At 35.5% G+C, this 15,082-nt stretch carries 15 protein-coding genes; 1 reads left to right on the top strand and 14 read right to left on the bottom strand.

What is annotated here, in order from left to right; all coding sequences use genetic code 11:
• Window positions 1-45: 45 nt before the first annotated feature.
• From ACTF54_RS00495 to ACTF54_RS00445, 11 genes are all read right to left on the bottom strand, one after another.
• The gene (locus tag ACTF54_RS00495) at window positions 46-1,269 is read right to left on the bottom strand and encodes a pyridoxal phosphate-dependent aminotransferase (protein WP_347195387.1); all 1,224 of its coding nucleotides are present in this window, start codon (window positions 1,267-1,269) and stop codon (window positions 46-48) included.
• 38 nt (window positions 1,270-1,307) lie between these two features.
• The gene (gene hisD, locus ACTF54_RS00490) at window positions 1,308-2,600 is read right to left on the bottom strand and encodes a histidinol dehydrogenase (RefSeq protein WP_438968494.1); all 1,293 of its coding nucleotides are present in this window, start codon (window positions 2,598-2,600) and stop codon (window positions 1,308-1,310) included.
• Entirely contained in the window at window positions 2,600-3,511 is a 912-nt protein-coding gene (gene hisG / locus ACTF54_RS00485; RefSeq protein ID WP_347195389.1) for an ATP phosphoribosyltransferase, read from the bottom strand. The genes hisD and hisG overlap by 1 nt, the downstream gene beginning before the upstream one ends.
• A gap of 252 nt (window positions 3,512-3,763) precedes the next feature.
• Window positions 3,764-4,531, bottom strand: coding sequence for a tryptophan synthase subunit alpha (gene trpA / locus ACTF54_RS00480; protein WP_347195390.1), 768 nt, complete (start codon window positions 4,529-4,531; stop codon window positions 3,764-3,766).
• A 135-nt stretch (window positions 4,532-4,666) separates the two neighbouring features.
• Complete coding sequence (gene trpB, locus ACTF54_RS00475; protein WP_347195391.1) at window positions 4,667-5,836, bottom strand: tryptophan synthase subunit beta; 1,170 nt, start codon at window positions 5,834-5,836, stop codon at window positions 4,667-4,669.
• On the bottom strand, window positions 5,833-6,471 hold the full coding sequence (locus ACTF54_RS00470) for a phosphoribosylanthranilate isomerase (protein WP_347201996.1): 639 nt from the start codon (window positions 6,469-6,471) through the stop codon (window positions 5,833-5,835). The genes trpB and ACTF54_RS00470 overlap by 4 nt, the downstream gene beginning before the upstream one ends.
• Window positions 6,468-7,271 carry an indole-3-glycerol phosphate synthase TrpC gene (gene trpC / locus ACTF54_RS00465; protein ID WP_438968493.1) on the bottom strand — a complete coding sequence of 268 codons (804 nt, stop codon included), beginning with the start codon at window positions 7,269-7,271 and terminating at the stop codon, window positions 6,468-6,470. Before trpC ends, ACTF54_RS00470 begins: the two co-directional genes overlap by 4 nt.
• Before the next feature lie 48 nt (window positions 7,272-7,319).
• Entirely contained in the window at window positions 7,320-8,315 is a 996-nt protein-coding gene (trpD, locus tag ACTF54_RS00460; protein WP_347195394.1) for an anthranilate phosphoribosyltransferase, read from the bottom strand.
• Window position 8,316: 1 nt separating this feature from the next.
• Window positions 8,317-8,886 carry an anthranilate synthase component II gene (locus tag ACTF54_RS00455; protein ID WP_347195395.1) on the bottom strand — a complete coding sequence of 190 codons (570 nt, stop codon included), beginning with the start codon at window positions 8,884-8,886 and terminating at the stop codon, window positions 8,317-8,319.
• Complete coding sequence (locus ACTF54_RS00450; RefSeq protein WP_347195396.1) at window positions 8,879-9,379, bottom strand: hypothetical protein; 501 nt, start codon at window positions 9,377-9,379, stop codon at window positions 8,879-8,881. The genes ACTF54_RS00455 and ACTF54_RS00450 overlap by 8 nt, the downstream gene beginning before the upstream one ends.
• Before the next feature lie 4 nt (window positions 9,380-9,383).
• Window positions 9,384-10,793, bottom strand: coding sequence for an anthranilate synthase component I family protein (locus ACTF54_RS00445; RefSeq protein ID WP_347195397.1), 1,410 nt, complete (start codon window positions 10,791-10,793; stop codon window positions 9,384-9,386).
• 356 nt (window positions 10,794-11,149) lie between these two features.
• Here ACTF54_RS00445 and ACTF54_RS00440 point away from each other — a divergent pair, with 356 nt between their 5' ends.
• Window positions 11,150-11,500, top strand: a complete 351-nt coding sequence (locus tag ACTF54_RS00440) for a hypothetical protein (protein ID WP_438968492.1) — start codon at window positions 11,150-11,152, stop codon at window positions 11,498-11,500.
• A 61-nt stretch (window positions 11,501-11,561) separates the two neighbouring features.
• Here the strand turns inward: ACTF54_RS00440 and asnB are convergent, their stop codons facing one another.
• The 3 genes from asnB to ACTF54_RS00425 all read right to left on the bottom strand — a co-directional run bounded on the left by asnB (window position 11,562) and on the right by ACTF54_RS00425 (window position 15,082).
• Window positions 11,562-13,226, bottom strand: coding sequence for an asparagine synthase B (asnB, locus tag ACTF54_RS00435; protein WP_347195399.1), 1,665 nt, complete (start codon window positions 13,224-13,226; stop codon window positions 11,562-11,564).
• A 302-nt stretch (window positions 13,227-13,528) separates the two neighbouring features.
• A complete protein-coding gene (gene msrA, locus ACTF54_RS00430) occupies window positions 13,529-14,179 on the bottom strand; it encodes a peptide-methionine (S)-S-oxide reductase MsrA (protein WP_347195400.1) in 651 nt (216 codons plus the stop codon).
• A gap of 123 nt (window positions 14,180-14,302) precedes the next feature.
• Window positions 14,303-15,082, bottom strand: a complete 780-nt coding sequence (locus tag ACTF54_RS00425) for a zinc ribbon domain-containing protein (protein WP_347195401.1) — start codon at window positions 15,080-15,082, stop codon at window positions 14,303-14,305.

Genomic DNA, 15,082 nt, shown 5'->3' with positions numbered 1-15,082 from the left:
TTTTATTACTTTCTCTTTGTGATCTTCTAATATTTTTTCAACCAGCTAGATTCCTGCGTTCGCAGGAATTTGTCTCAACGCTGTAATCAGCGCTTCACACTCCATTCTCGTCCCAACCGTAAACCTTAAGGTATCCTCAATCTGACTGCTACGATTACGGATGATGATTCCTTGATCACGCAAGTAATTATATACTTGTGTTGCGTTTTCTACTTTAGCAAGTATGAAATTTGCTTCACTAGGATAAACTTCCGTTATAAAGTCAAAATTACTTAATTGCGTTGCAAGAACATCTCTATTGTTGATGATCTCTTGAATATCAGTTTTTGTTTGTTCCTGATGTTCCAGAGCTTTTAAAACTGCCTGTTGAGACAATTCGTTCACATTATAAGGTGGCTTTGTTTTATTAAACAATTCAATAATTTCTGGCGATGCAAATGCAAAACCAACTCGCGCACCTGCAAGACCTTGAGCCTTAGACATGGTTTGTAAAACAACCAGATTAGGATAGTCTTCTAATCGTTTGATGAAACTCATGTTTTCTGTAAAATCTTGATAAGCTTCATCCACCACAATGATCCCATTAAAATTACCAAACAATCGATCTAACTGTCGTTGATTTTCTAATAATTCTGCTTCAAATTGTGGTGCAAATGGCATATCCATCATACCGCCACGCGTATAGTTTTGCGCTTGCCAGTCGTGTTTTAAATCTGCTTTAAGTATGGCATTTCCTGTAGGGTTGTTAGGTGAACATATCCAGAGGATTTTGATACCATTGTCATCCTGAACTTGTTTCAGGATCTCTTCTACATCTAACGCAAAATCACTATTCAAAGGCACTTTCAATACTTCTACATCATTAATTCCAGCACTTACTTCATACATTCCATAGGTAGGTGGACATATCAATGTTTTATCCTTTCCAGGTTCACAGAATATGCGGTACAGTAAATCAATAGCCTCGTCACTTCCATTACCTACAAATATTTGATTCTTAGCGACTCCTTTTTGTTGCGCTAGTTCTTCCTTTATAGCAGATTGTAATGGATCTGGATACCTATTTAAGTCATGAGTTAAGAGTTCAGAGTTATGAGTTGCTGAACTCTGAATTCTGAACTCCGAACTATTATTTGGATTCTCGTTTGCATCTAACAAAGTCAGATCATTCTTTCCAGAACTGTATAAATCAAATTCACTGCGCGCACTAGAATAAGGCTTCAAATTCCAGATGTTCTTGCGGACTATATTCTCTAAGTTAAATTCCATTTTTGTTATGTCATTCCGTCGCAGGACGGAATCGCTTATTAATTATTCTCTATACTTTTCAATCGCACACTCACTGCATTTTTGTGCGCATCTAGACCTTCGGCAGTTGCCATTATTTCAACGGCTGGCCCTAGGTTTTTCAATCCTTGTGGCGTTACTTTTTGATAGGTCACTTTATTCACAAAACTATCTACAGAAACACCGCTATAATTACGCGCATATCCATAGGTAGGTAAAGTGTGATTCGTGCCACTAGCATAATCACCTAAACTCTCGCAAGTGTAAGAACCTATAAAAATGGATCCAGCAACTTGAATTTGTTCTGCTACATTATCGGCATCTTCTGTATTAATAATCAAATGTTCTGGTGCATATGCGTCTGACCATTTGATGCATTCTTCTATGTTTTCTAGAACGATTGTTTTACTGTTTTCTAAAGCTTTTTCTGCTGTTTGCTTTCGCGAAAGCGTGCTCAATTGAACTTCCAGCTCTTTATTCACAGCATTACTCAATTCAACCGAATCCGTCAAAAGAATCACCTGAGAGTCTGGTCCATGTTCTGCCTGTGCGAGAAGATCCGATACCACAAAAGCAGGATTTGCATTAGCATCTGCAATTACCAAAACCTCTGATGGTCCAGCAGGCATATCAATAGCGACACCTTGTTGTTGAGCCAGTTCTTTAGCACGAGTTACAAAGGCATTCCCTGGTCCAAAAATTTTATCTACTGCTGGAATACTTTCTGTTCCATAAGTCATAGCAGCAATAGCTTGCGCGCCACCAGCTTTATAGATTTCAGTAACCCCACATAAGTTAGCTGTGAAAAGTACCGCTGGATTGATGTTGCCACTTGAGTCTGTAGGACTACAAAGAACCACACGTTTATTGCCGGCAATTTTGGCTGGAATAGCGAGCATTAACACGGTAGAAAAAAGAGGAGCAGAGCCACCAGGAATATATAAACCTACTTTTTGAATAGGTAAAGATTTTCTCCAGCAAGTCATGCCAGGCATGGTTTCTATAACCGGATAATCTTTTGTGTAACAAGCCTCATGGAATTTGTAAATGTTTTGATAAGCAGTTTGTATCGCTACTTTTAATTCAGGAGAAACGAGTGTTGACGCCTGTTCAATTTCTTTTTCTGTAACTCTAAGAGTGTCTAATTTTGCTTTGTCAAATTTTTCTGCAAAGGCAAATAATGCTTGGTCACCATTTTCTCTAACCAGCTGTATAATATCATTTACAGCTGTTTCTACATTAGCACGTTCTTGTTGTGGACGTTCTAACAGCTCTTGTTGTTGAGAATAATCTGGGTTAGAAATAATTTTCATTATGCAATCAATTTTTCAATGGGACTTACTAAAATACCTTGTGCACCAGCATCTTTTAATTGGTCAATGACATTCCAGAAATCATTTTCTTCAATAACCGAGTGTAAGCTGGACCATCCTTCTTCGGCAAGTGGTAAAACAGTTGGGCTTTTCATTCCTGGTAATAAGGCAGATATTTCTGCTATCTTATTATTAGGCGCATTCAATAAAATGTATTTGTTTTTTTGTGCGTTTTGCACGGCATCTATTCTGAAAGTAAGCTTTTCAAGGATTTCTTTCTTCTCTGCACTTAAGTTAGGATTAGAGATTAAAACAGCTTCACTATACATGACTGTTTCAACTTCCTTAAGACCATTCATGATAAGTGTTGATCCTGTAGAAACGATATCGCAAATACCTTCTGCAAGGCCTATTCCTGGTGCAATCTCTACAGATCCGCCTATTTCTTCTGTCGTTGCATTAATACCTTTGTCAGCAAAGAATTTTTTTACAATAGTTGTGTAGCTACTAGCTACTTTTTTACCATTGAACCACTCTATTCCAGTATAATCAACGTCTTTTTGAACGGCTAGACTTAAGCGACAGCCTGCAAAACCTAGTTGTTTGATAACATCTACATTTTGATCTTTTTCTTCAACTTCATTAAGTCCTAGAATTCCAAGGTCTGCGACACCATTTGCCACATATTGTGGTATATCATCATCTCTTAAGAAAAGAATTTCCATAGGAAAGTTTTTTGCCTGAGTGGATAATTTGCGACCACCATTGTCAAATTTGATTCCGCAATCTTTTAAGAGTTGCAAAGATTTGTCTGATAGTCTTCCTGATTTTTGTACTGCTATGCGTATACCTGCGAAGGCAGGTATTTGTTTATTATTATCCAAATCTTTTGAATTTAAGTCGTTGTTCATTTTTTTATTAGTTATTCTGAATCAGGTAGTTTAGGCTCTTCATTTATGAGATTTCCGCCTGCGCGGAAACAAAAAAAAACCGCCTGAAACAGACGGTTTTTAAAATATGTTTGAGTTACATCAATACATTTTTAGCTCGCCTGACGGTAAGTGAAAAAATGATGATGATGTAAGTTTAGTGTTTTCATTGTGATGCAAATGTAAGTGGTGTTTTGCTTTCGCGAAAGTGAAACACTTAAAAATCACATTTAATTAACTTTTAATCAAATTTACATATTGAGTTGCTGCAGCTGTTATATCATCAACGTCCGTGATCTGTCTTATGAATTCACTGCCTATGATCGCGCCATCCACATATTTACAGGCGTCTTCAAAGTTCTGTTTGTTTTTAATGTTAAAGCCTGTAAGAACAGGAGTCTTTAATTTCATATTCTTCAGTTTTCCCAAGTAATCTGCCGCTGCAGAAAAGTCTGTTTTTGATCCAGTTGTACTTGCAGAACTCACCGCATAAATGAAACCGTTAGAATTTGTGTCTATCTCTCTTATACGCTTTTCAGAAGTCTGTGGTGTAACTAAGAATATATTGCTGATGTTATATTTTTCAAACACCTCTTTAAATTCTGTTTCATAAATGTACATAGGTAAATCAGGAACTATTAACCCATCAACGCCTACTTCCTGACACTTTTTACAAAACTTCTCTAATCCATATTGCATCACTGGATTCAAATATCCCATCAAAAGAACAGGTACTTTAGGGGTATGATTCTCTAATTGAGAAAATAATTTTTCTATGGACATTCCATTCTCTAAAGCAATTTTACTGCTTTCTTGAATAGTAGGGCCATCTGCTAGCGGATCACTAAAAGGAATTCCTATTTCCACTAAATCTACGTTTGCATTTTCAAGTGCATTTAGTAGAGTAGTGGTGTCTTCTAATTGAGGATAACCAGCGGTAAAAAATATATTCAACAAGTTTTGAGGCTTGTTTTTAAGTAGTTCTGTGAGTTTATTTTTCATAGTATTCCTGCGCAGGCAGGAATCTCTTTAAGATAATCACCTGCGACTGATTTATACAAGCCTCATAGTCTTGCGGACATTTCCCCATAGGGGAAACTTGATTAGACTAGCGTTGCTTCTTTTATTATTTTAATTTTAAAGTAAATTCAGCTCTTCCATATACGTATTCATATCCTTATCACCGCGACCAGATAGGTTGATGACTACACGATCTGTAGGTTTTAAGTCTAGGTCTTTTAATACAGAAAAAGCATGAGCGGTTTCTAATGCAGGAATGATTCCTTCCAGACGACTACATTCTACAGCAGCTACGAGAGCATCTGCATCTGTAACGGCCATATATTGTGCTCTGTCAGATACTTTTAACCAGGCATGTGCTGGTCCTATTCCGGGATAATCCAGTCCAGCACTGATACTGTGAGGTTCTACCACCTGGCCATCTTTATCTTGCATCATTATAGAACGACTAGCATGCAAAACACCGGGAGTTCCTAGGGTTAATGTAGCAGCTGTTTTATCAGTGTCAACACCTAAACCAGCCGCTTCTACACCTATTAATTTCACATCCTTATCATCTAAAAAATGATAAAAAGCTCCCATGGCGTTAGAGCCGCCGCCTACACATGCAATCACATAATCTGGTAAACCGTCCATTTGATTCTTGATCTCTTCAGAAATTACAGATTGATATCTTGCTACCATGTCAGGATATGGATGCGGTCCCACAACAGATCCTATAATGTAATGTGTGTCATTTGGATTATTGATCCAGTCACGCATCGCTTCATTTGTAGCATCTTTTAAAGTTTTAGAGCCACTAGTTGCTGGTCTAACTTGAGCTCCCAACATTTTCATGCGGGCAACATTAGGCGCCTGACGTTCTATATCTTTTTCACCCATGTAAACAATACACTCAAGACCTTTTAGTGCACAAACAGTTGCTGTTGCTACACCATGCTGTCCAGCACCAGTCTCTGCAATAATTCTTTTTTTACCTAATTTTTCAGCAAGTAAAATTTGACCTATGGTATTATTAATTTTATGAGCGCCGGTGTGACATAAATCTTCGCGTTTTAACCAGATTTCTGCACCATACTTTTCGGATAGTCTCTTAGCTAAAAATAGTGGAGTAGGACGTCCTACATAATCTTTTAGTAATTGATGGAATTCTTCTTGAAACTCTGGAGATTTTTCGATCTCAAGGTAATTTTCCTGTAATTCTTCAATATTAGGATAGAGCAATTCTGGAATGAATGCACCACCAAATTCTCCATAAAATCCTTTTTCATTTACTTGATAGCTCATTTTCTTAACTTTTCTATGAATGTTTTTATTTCTTCTATGTTTTTAACGCCTGGTTCTTTCTCAAATTTTGAGTTGAGATCCACTCCTAAAAGCATGTCGTGTTTAATTTCTTTTACTGCTTTAGCGTCATCTTTTGATATGCCACCGCTTAATAAAAAAGGGACTTCTCCATTATAGGAGTCGAGAATAGACCAGTTAAATTTCTTACCGCTACCTCCATAATTAGGAGTTGCCGTGTCAAAAAGGAAAAATAGTTTCCCTGTAAATTCAGAAGCTAACTTTTCCCATGGTTCTAAGCTCTTAAAATCAAATGTTTCATTGATTTGAAACGCCTTGAAAACTTTGATGTCTATTTCTAGTAACGCTTTCGCGAAAGCGGGATCTTCATCACCATGTAACTGAATAACATCCAACTGTAATGGAATAAAATCTTGTAAAATATTCTCTAAAGTCTCGTTGACATACACGCCAACGGTTCCTTTATTCATGGTTTGCAGAGCAACTTTTTCTTTTTGAGAATCATCCACAAAGCGCTTTGATTTTGAGTAACGAATGATACCCATAAAATCAATATCCAGTTCTTGTAACAGGTTGATGTTTTCTATGTCACGCATACCGCACACTTTAATCATCATGATTGTATGGCTTTTATAAATTGGTCACAACTTGTTCCTGGAAGATCTGTTTTCATGAAGTTTTCTCCTATTAAAAAACCTTCAAAACCTAACTTTTTAAGTTCTTTTACTATGTCAGGATCAGATATACCGCTCTCTGATATGGCTAGCACATCTTTTGGGAAATGAGGTAAAAGGTTTTTACTATTTTGAATATCTGTTTTAAATCTCTTTAAATCTCGATTGTTAACACCAATCACATATTTTGAAGCATTGAAGGATGCTGTTACTTCTTTGACACGATTCAGCTCTTCTAGATCATGGACTTCAAAAAGAATTTCTAAACCAATATTCATGGCCTCTAACGACATTGTTTTTAACTCTTCGTTATTTAAACAGGCTGCGATTAAAAGTATGGCATCTGCCCCATAAGCACGTGCTTCATGAATTTGATATAAATCAATCATAAAATCTTTGCGTAGAATAGGGATGTTGACCGATTTTCGTGCATCAAGTAAATCTTTTAAAGTACCACCAAAAAACGGCTGGTCAGTCAAACAACTTATCGCGCTTGCACCAGCTGATTCGTACCCTTTAACCACATCTTGCAAACTAGCTGGACAATTAAAAGATCCTTTACTAGGACTTTGCCTTTTATGTTCAGCAATAATACCGCTGCTGTTTTTTAAACTTGTATGAAATGAAACTGTTTTTCTATCGTAAAACGGCATCGCTTTTAAGTCAGAAATAGAAGTTTTATCTTTTCTAGCCTTTAAGTCTAGGGTAGTTTGAGTTGTTATTTTCTTTAGTATGTCTTCCATGAGAACTTGAAATTGAACTTTAAATGCAATTTTGAATTGATGATTAAATTAGGCTTTGAGTTTCATAAGTTTTTCAAAGCTTTTCAAGGCCTTACCAGATTCTAAAGATTCCCTTGCTACAGCTATTGCTTTTATTATAGAGATATCTTTTGCGACCGAAATAGCAGTCGATGCATTTGCTATGACTACATTTTTTTGTGCTTCGGTCGCTTTGTTTTCTAGTACTTTCATGAATATTTGTGCAGCTTCTTCTACAGTTTCACCACCGTAAATATCAGATTGCATTAAGGGTTTCATCCCAAAATTAGCAGCAGATAAATCGCTAACGCCATTATTTCTTGCTAATCTTACTTTACCGGTCAGACTTACCTCGTCATAGCCTTCATGAGCATGAAGAATAGCATATTTCTTATCACTTTCAGACTGAAATAAGTACTCGTAATTACGAGCCAGTTGTAAATTAAAAACACCAACACTTTGTAATCTTGGTTTAGCTGGATTTACTAAAGGGCCTAACATATTGAAAAAAGTTTTTACACCTAATTGTTTTCTAATAGGTGCAACAGCCTTCATCGCGGGATGAAAAAGTGGTGCGTGCAAGAAGGTAATATTTGCCTCAGTGATTTGTTTTCTTAAGACCTCATGATTGTTTGTAAATGTAAATCCTAAATACTCCATCACATTACTAGATCCACTAACTGAGCTTACTCCATAATTACCGTGCTTTGCTACTGGTATTCCAGCTCCCGCGGTCACAAAACTTGCTAGCGTACTTATATTAAAAGTATTCTTTCCATCACCACCAGTTCCACATAAATCTATAGGATTAAAATCAGATAGGTCAATTAGGTTTGCTTGCTCGAGCATTGCGTCTCTAAAACCAGCTAATTCTTCAACGGTTATGCTACGCATTCCATAAACAGTTAAGAATGCTGCTATGTGAGCGTTATTAACTTCTCCACTAGTAATAGCCGTTAGAATGTTGTAAGCTGCTTTACGCGATAGCGTACCATGATTAAATAATTTGTTTAGAATTTCTTTCATTCTATAAAGTATCTATAAAGTTTTTAAGCATTTGTTTTCCTTGTGGTGTCATGATGCTTTCTGGATGAAATTGTAAGCCATAAATAGGCAACTCTTTATGTTTAAGAGCCATGATTTGACCGTTTTCATCTGTAGCCGTAATTTCTAGTGTGTCTGGAAAACTACTGCTTTGAGCTGCCCAAGAATGGTATCTACCTGCTTCAAAGTGAACATCAACATCATTGAAAATATCGTTACCAGAATGTGTCATTTGCGTGGATATGCCGTGATAGACTTTATCAAGGTTGATAATTTCACCACCAAAAACTTCAGTAATCGCTTGATGTCCTAAACAGATACCCAAAAGAGGCTTTTTATCTTTAAGAAAATCAATAATCGGTAACAAATTACCAGCCTCACTTGGTATTCCTGGTCCAGGAGATAGAACTATTGCGTCATAATCAACACATTCTTGAGGTGTGATTTTATCATTACGTACAACGGTAACATTTACATCGAGATCCTCCAGATAATGGACTAAATTGAAGGTAAATGAATCGTAATTATCGATGAGTAAGATGCTTTTATTCATTTTCAATAAGTTTAATACTTCCATCGTTTTCAATTTGAGCTACCGTTTCGTAACCTTCTGGACAGGTTGTAATAATTTTTAGATCGGAAGTCACTTTTCCTTCACAACGTAAGTCCCCAGAAGAAGATGCTATTACTTTTTCATCTTTGATTTTACCATCTTTGGTATAGGTTCTCACTAAAAAACCAAATTCATTGGAATCACCCACAAAAGTTTTCCTTACAAAAACTCGTACTTTAAATACGTCATTTTGAAAAATAGGAGGAGACACTTTAATTTCACTAGATAAGATTCTATAATAATCTTGTTCATCAAATAAGAACTGTGCACTATCGGTTACTACATTAAAAGCTGTTCTTGGTAACACGTTGAAGTTGTCAAGTCCGTTTTCTTCAAAAATAGTTATGTCAATTAGTTCTTTTTTTTCGTTTTGACATGAAAAAAATAAAGATGTAAAAAGTATAAGCGTTGTTGTGATTTTAATAGTTTTCATAATTTTAATTTGCTTGATTAATAGCGCTTCTCAGTGCGTTAGTTTTGTGATAAACTTCTTGTGTTTCGTTTTCTATATTGCTTTCTACTACCACTCCTGCGCCAGCTCTGAAAATCAATTTATTTTCTCTTGATAGGATACTCCTGATTATGATAGCATGGTTAAAATTACCGTCAAATCCTAGAAAGCCGATGGCGCCACCATAAAATTCTCTGGAAGATTTTTCATATTGATCGATAATTTGCATTGCTCTATACTTGGGCGCACCACTCAACGTGCCAGCAGGAAATGTATCACCTATCAATTGAATTTTATCTTTTTCATTAATGATACCGCTCACTTTGCTTACCATATGAATTACATGAGAATAAAAGTGTATGTTTTGGTAATCTTCTACTTGGACCTGTCTAGCATGACGGCTTAAATCATTTCTAGCAAGATCTACTAACATAATATGTTCTGCAGCCTCTTTAGGGTCTTTTTTTAATTCTTCAGCAGCTTCTAGATCTGCAATATCATTACCTGTTCTTTTATATGTTCCTGCTATGGGTTGTATACTTGCTTTTGCACCTGAAATTAGCAATTGAGCTTCTGGGGAAGAACCAAAAATCTTAAAGTTTCCATAATCAAAATAAAAAAGATAGGGGCTGGGGTTTATAGCTCTTAACTGTCTGTAAACCTTAAAATCATCACCTAGAAAAGGTTGCTCAAATTTTCTAGAAAGCACGATTTGGAACACATCACCTCTACGACAGTGTTCTTTACCTTTTTTTACTAGTTCCCTGAAATCATCATCCTCCATTTCTGACGATTCTTCTGTGGTACATTTAAAACTGTAATCTGCTACATCACGATGATTAATAACAGCAATAATCTCTTCTAGTTTGCTTTCATAATTTTCATACTGATTATCAAAAACGTATAGCTGATTATGATAGTGATCAAAAATCATCACGTTTTGAAAAACTTGATAATGCGCTAAAGGGATGTTGTTAGTCTCGCTTTCGCGAAAGCGAAATTCTAAATCTTCAAACAGTTGTACAGCATCATAACTTAAATAACCAAAAAGGCCTTCTGTGGGAAAAGGAAAATTATGGAGATTTTGTACAAAAGAATTTTTGAAAGCATTCAAGCCAGAGGTCAGGTCATAGGCAGAATTAAAACCTTGAGCCGTGGTTGTACCATCAGGAAAACTAGTTGCTATTTCTTTCTTATTCACTTCAAAAGTAGCGACTGGATTACAGCAAATAAATGAATAGCTATTACTGCGCTGTCCATATTCATTACTTTCTAGAAGAATACTATTGGGATACTTATCACGCAGTCGCATATAAATAGCTACCGGAGTGAGTGTATCTGCAAGGATTATTCTATGTGTTGATTTAGACGTGTATGTTTTTTTATTTGTACTCATTCCTGCAAAGGGTTTCAAAAATAGTTAAATGAAAAAAGGTCTACCGTTAAGTAGACCTTTTTGTTTATGATTAAACACACGGGCGACTTTACGGCTGTTGAGCTGTATTATTCCACCACCAAGTATGATTAGTATTTTTCATCAATTACAAAAGTAAAGCTTATTATGTGCAGATACAAATAATAAAATGTTATAGAAATCAAAATAAATCTTATTTTTTTGATGCAAATTTATTTTTATGCATTTAGTAAACATTGTATATTTATGAAATATTAAACCAATTTAAATACTTATTTATGAAAAAAATTTCAATTTTAATTCTTTTGGCATTATCATTATCTTTAGGAAGCTGCTCAATGAGGCTAGTTGATTTTACAGTTATTAGCTCAAAAAACGTAAATCTTAATATAGATAAAACTCAAGGGAAGTCAGTAGAGGCTAGCCAAGGTTATTTCTTAGGTATAGGATGGAACATCAAAGATGCTATGGATAAAGCACTTGAAGAAGCAGGGCCAGGATATGATTTGTTAGTTGACGGTGTTGTGTCTTATTCTAGTTATCCTTTCTTTGCGTCAGTTAAAGTTAAAGGTACAGCAATGAGTACCAGTAAAATGAAAATGAGCATGACAGAAACTGAATACCAAGAGTGGTTGGCAGGGCTTAATATTTTAGATCCTAACACTGCTGAGGTGGTTACTGAGGACTAAAAATCTCTTTTTAAATTGCAAATAAAAAGGCTGCCATTTGGCAGCCTTTTTTTTGATCTCACTAATAACTTTCATCATGAACACCGCTAACAGCGCGTCCAGATGGATCGTTTATATCCTTAAAGGCTTCATCCCATTCTAATGCAACAGGAGTAGAGCAGGCTACTGACTTTAATGAAGGTACACAGTTTGCTGCCGCATCACTTGGGAAATGTTCTGAAAAAATACTGCGGTAATAATATTCTTCTTTATTTTGTGGTGGATTGATTTTAAATTTGAATGCAGCTGCATTCATCATCTCGTCAGAAACAATCCCTTCAACAACTTCCTTAAGTGTGTCAATCCAGCTGTATCCTACGCCATCACTAAATTGTTCTTTCTGTCTCCATGCGACACGTTTAGGAAGATAGTCTTCAAATGCCTCTCTTAAAATATGTTTTTCCATTTTGCCGTCACCGCACATTTTATCTTTAGGATTAAGACGCATTGCCACATCCATAAATTCTTTATCTAGAAAAGGTACACGACCTTCAATTCCCCATGCAGCGAGAGATTTATTTGCTCTTAAATTATCATAAAGGTGTAGTGTATCTAATTTACGCACAGTTTCTTTATGAAATTCTTCTGCATTAGGTGCTTTATGAAAATATAGGTAACCTCCAAAAATTTCATCGCTTCCTTCTCCAGAAAGTACCATTTTAATACCCATAGATTTGATGACTCTTGCAAGTAAATACATAGGGGTAGAGGCTCTGATGGTAGTCACGTCATAAGTTTCTAAATAATAAATCACATCTTTTATGGCGTCTAATCCTTCTTGAATGGTAAAATTAACACTGTGATGAACTGTTCCTATATGATCTGCTACTTCTTGTGCAGCCGCAAGATCTGGGCTTCCATCTAGTCCTATAGCAAAAGAATGTAATTGTGGCCACCATGCATCTGCATGATCGCCTGACTCTACTCTACGGGCAGCATATTTTTTTGCTACAGCACTTACTATAGAGCTATCTAGTCCACCAGAAAGTAAAACACCATAAGGAACATCACTCATTAAATGCCTATGAACTGAATCTTCCATTGCTTGTTTCAAGTCTGCGACAGAACTTATATTATCTTTTACTTTCTTGTAATCTTTCCAGTCTCTATTATACCATTTTGTCATTTTTGCTGTTTCACTACAATAATAATGTCCTGGAGGGAAAGGGCTTATTTCATTGCAAGTTCCTTCTAGTGCTTTTAATTCACTCGCAACATAAAATTGACCCATTTCATCATAACCATAATATAGAGGTATCATTCCTTGATGGTCCCTAGCGCATAGAAAAACGTCTTTTTCACTGTCGTAGAGTGCAAAACCATACATTCCTGTAAGTTGATCCATAAAGTCTACACCTTTATCTTGATATAGAGCAAGTATCACCTCACAGTCTGATCTTGTTTTAAAATTATAGGTGTCTTGATAATGGTTTCTTATCTTTTGATGATTATAGATTTCTCCATTTACAGCAAGAACTATTTTACCATCTGGACTATATAGTGGTTGTCCACCAGATTGTGGATCTACAATAGTCAATCGTTCGTGAGCCAGAATAGCATTCTCTCCACAATAAATTCCCGACCAATCTGGTCCTCGATGCCTTAATTTTTTAGATAATTCTAAGACTTTTTCTCTTTGATCTTGGCTGTCTTTTTTTAGCTGAAACACACCTACAATACCGCACATACTTTATTTTTTTAAATGAAAAAAGGCCTACTTGATAAGTAGACCTTTTAAATATTTTAAATATCAGAGACTACCCTACATGGTTAGAGGATTATTATTAATAGTTCTGAAATTATTGTTTTGTAACATAACAAGACAAACTTAATTGTTTTTCTAAAGTAAACAAGTATTTACTATTTTTTTTAATCAAATAAAGTAACTACATCGCTTTCGAGAAAGCATTAATGCAGCCCTTATTTAAAAGTTTATCAATTTAAAAATTTTGTCACTTGTTTTTGTCAACCGATTTAAAGTTTTGAGAATTAATGTTTTGCACTTTCCTTAATTACTTCTGGCATTTTTGCAGCAAATCTTTTAAATCTTGGGATGGAAACACCTCTAATGTATCCTTGCGTAGGATGCAGTTTTGCATAGTCTTGATGGTAGTCTTCTGCAATCCAGAATTTTTGAAATGGCTTTACTTCAGCTGCAACTTTGTATCCTTCTTTTTCTAATGTAGCAATTTTAGTTTCAATCACTCTCTTTTGATTGTCGTTTTGATAAAAGATAATACTTCTATATTGAGAACCATTATCAGGACCTTGCCCGTTAACTTGTTCAATATTTTGAGATGCAAAATAAACATCTACTAGGGTTTTAAATGAAACGACCTTAGGGTCATAAATAATCTCATTTGCTTCAGCATGTCCAGTTTTTCCAGTATTGCTATCTTCATAAGTAGGGTTTTCTGTATGACCTCCAGAATATCCAGAAATAGACTCTTTTACTCCTTTTACTCCTTCATAAATCTCTTCCACACACCAGAAACAACCACTTGCAAAATAAGCTTTTTCCATTCCCTCTTGACTAGGTACTTCAATAGGGTCGATGTTAATTGTTTGTTCTGTTTCGGTTTTAGATTCGTTACAGTTAGATGTTATTAGCAACATCATTAGAAAAGATATGATTTTCATATTAAAATTTTTAAGGAGTCCAAAAATATGCCTCGCGTGCCATGTTGTGTATTAAAATAGGGTTAAATAAAAAATCCCTTTATCTAATCAGATAAAGGGATTTTATAAAGAGTTTGCGGTCTGCTATAATTTAGCAAATACTTTTTCCATTTTTTCAACCTGTTCATAAGCTAATGCAGCGTCTACAAGAATTCTTCCTGAGTGTTCGTCAGTTATAATCTTTTTTCGACTTGCAATTTCTACTTGAACCTGTGGTGGGATAGTGAAGTAAGAACCTCCAGAAGCACCTCTTTCAATAGGCACGACTGCTAGGCCATTCTTTACACTAGATCTTATACGGGTATAAGCTTTAATTAACCTAGGTTCTATAGATTTTGCATGATCATCACTCATTTTCATAAGTGCTTCTTCTTCTTTTTGAGTTTCTTTTAGAATTTCATCAAGTTCAGATTTCTTATGTTTTAAGTGTTCAGATCTATCAGCAATACGCTGTTTGCTTTTATCGATCACTTCTTTTTGTTGATCAATTTGAGCTTTGAATTCACGAATGTGTTTCTCTGCAAGCTCCATTTCAAGTTCTTGAAATTCAATTTCTTTAGAAAGAGAATTAAATTCACGATTATTACGTACGTTCTTTTGTTGCTCTGTATATTTTGCGATAAGGGTTTTAGATTCTTCGATCAAATTCTTCTTATCCTTTACTTTTTGTGTAAGTTCTTCAGAGTGAGCGTCTAATTTAGACATACGAGTTTTTAATCCTTCCACTTCATCTTCAAGATCTTGTACTTCTAGAGGTAATTCACCACGCACATTGCGTATCTCGTCTACTCTAGAGTCGATTAATTGTAGATTGTAAAGTTCTCTTAACTTATCTTCTACAGTAGCCTCGGTCTTTTTTGCCAT

It is taken from the genome of Nonlabens sp., from assembly GCF_965657255.1.
GTDB lineage: Bacteria > Bacteroidota > Bacteroidia > Flavobacteriales > Flavobacteriaceae > Nonlabens.
Note: the sequence above shows the minus strand (reverse complement) of the source record. Positions and strands in the feature narration are given on the sequence as shown.

Bases quoted from the DNA above. Each gene is read 5' to 3' on its own strand.
- ACTF54_RS00495 (WP_347195387.1), bottom strand. From the start codon at position 1,269: ATGGAATTTAACTTAGAGAATATAGTCCGCAAGAACATCTGGAATTTG.
- hisD (WP_438968494.1), bottom strand. From the start codon at position 2,600: ATGAAAATTATTTCTAACCCAGATTATTCTCAACAACAAGAGCTGTTA.
- hisG (WP_347195389.1), bottom strand. From the start codon at position 3,511: ATGAACAACGACTTAAATTCAAAAGATTTGGATAATAATAAACAAATA.
- trpA (WP_347195390.1), bottom strand. From the start codon at position 4,531: ATGAAAAATAAACTCACAGAACTACTTAAAAACAAGCCTCAAAACTTG.
- trpB (WP_347195391.1), bottom strand. From the start codon at position 5,836: ATGAGCTATCAAGTAAATGAAAAAGGATTTTATGGAGAATTTGGTGGT.
- ACTF54_RS00470 (WP_347201996.1), bottom strand. From the start codon at position 6,471: ATGATGATTAAAGTGTGCGGTATGCGTGACATAGAAAACATCAACCTG.
- trpC (WP_438968493.1), bottom strand. From the start codon at position 7,271: ATGGAAGACATACTAAAGAAAATAACAACTCAAACTACCCTAGACTTA.
- trpD (WP_347195394.1), bottom strand. From the start codon at position 8,315: ATGAAAGAAATTCTAAACAAATTATTTAATCATGGTACGCTATCGCGT.
- ACTF54_RS00455 (WP_347195395.1), bottom strand. From the start codon at position 8,886: ATGAATAAAAGCATCTTACTCATCGATAATTACGATTCATTTACCTTC.
- ACTF54_RS00450 (WP_347195396.1), bottom strand. From the start codon at position 9,379: ATGAAAACTATTAAAATCACAACAACGCTTATACTTTTTACATCTTTA.
- ACTF54_RS00445 (WP_347195397.1), bottom strand. From the start codon at position 10,793: ATGAGTACAAATAAAAAAACATACACGTCTAAATCAACACATAGAATA.
- ACTF54_RS00440 (WP_438968492.1), top strand. From the start codon at position 11,150: ATGAGGCTAGTTGATTTTACAGTTATTAGCTCAAAAAACGTAAATCTT.
- asnB (WP_347195399.1), bottom strand. From the start codon at position 13,226: ATGTGCGGTATTGTAGGTGTGTTTCAGCTAAAAAAAGACAGCCAAGAT.
- msrA (WP_347195400.1), bottom strand. From the start codon at position 14,179: ATGAAAATCATATCTTTTCTAATGATGTTGCTAATAACATCTAACTGT.
- ACTF54_RS00425 (WP_347195401.1), bottom strand. From the start codon at position 15,082: ATGGCAAAAAAGACCGAGGCTACTGTAGAAGATAAGTTAAGAGAACTT.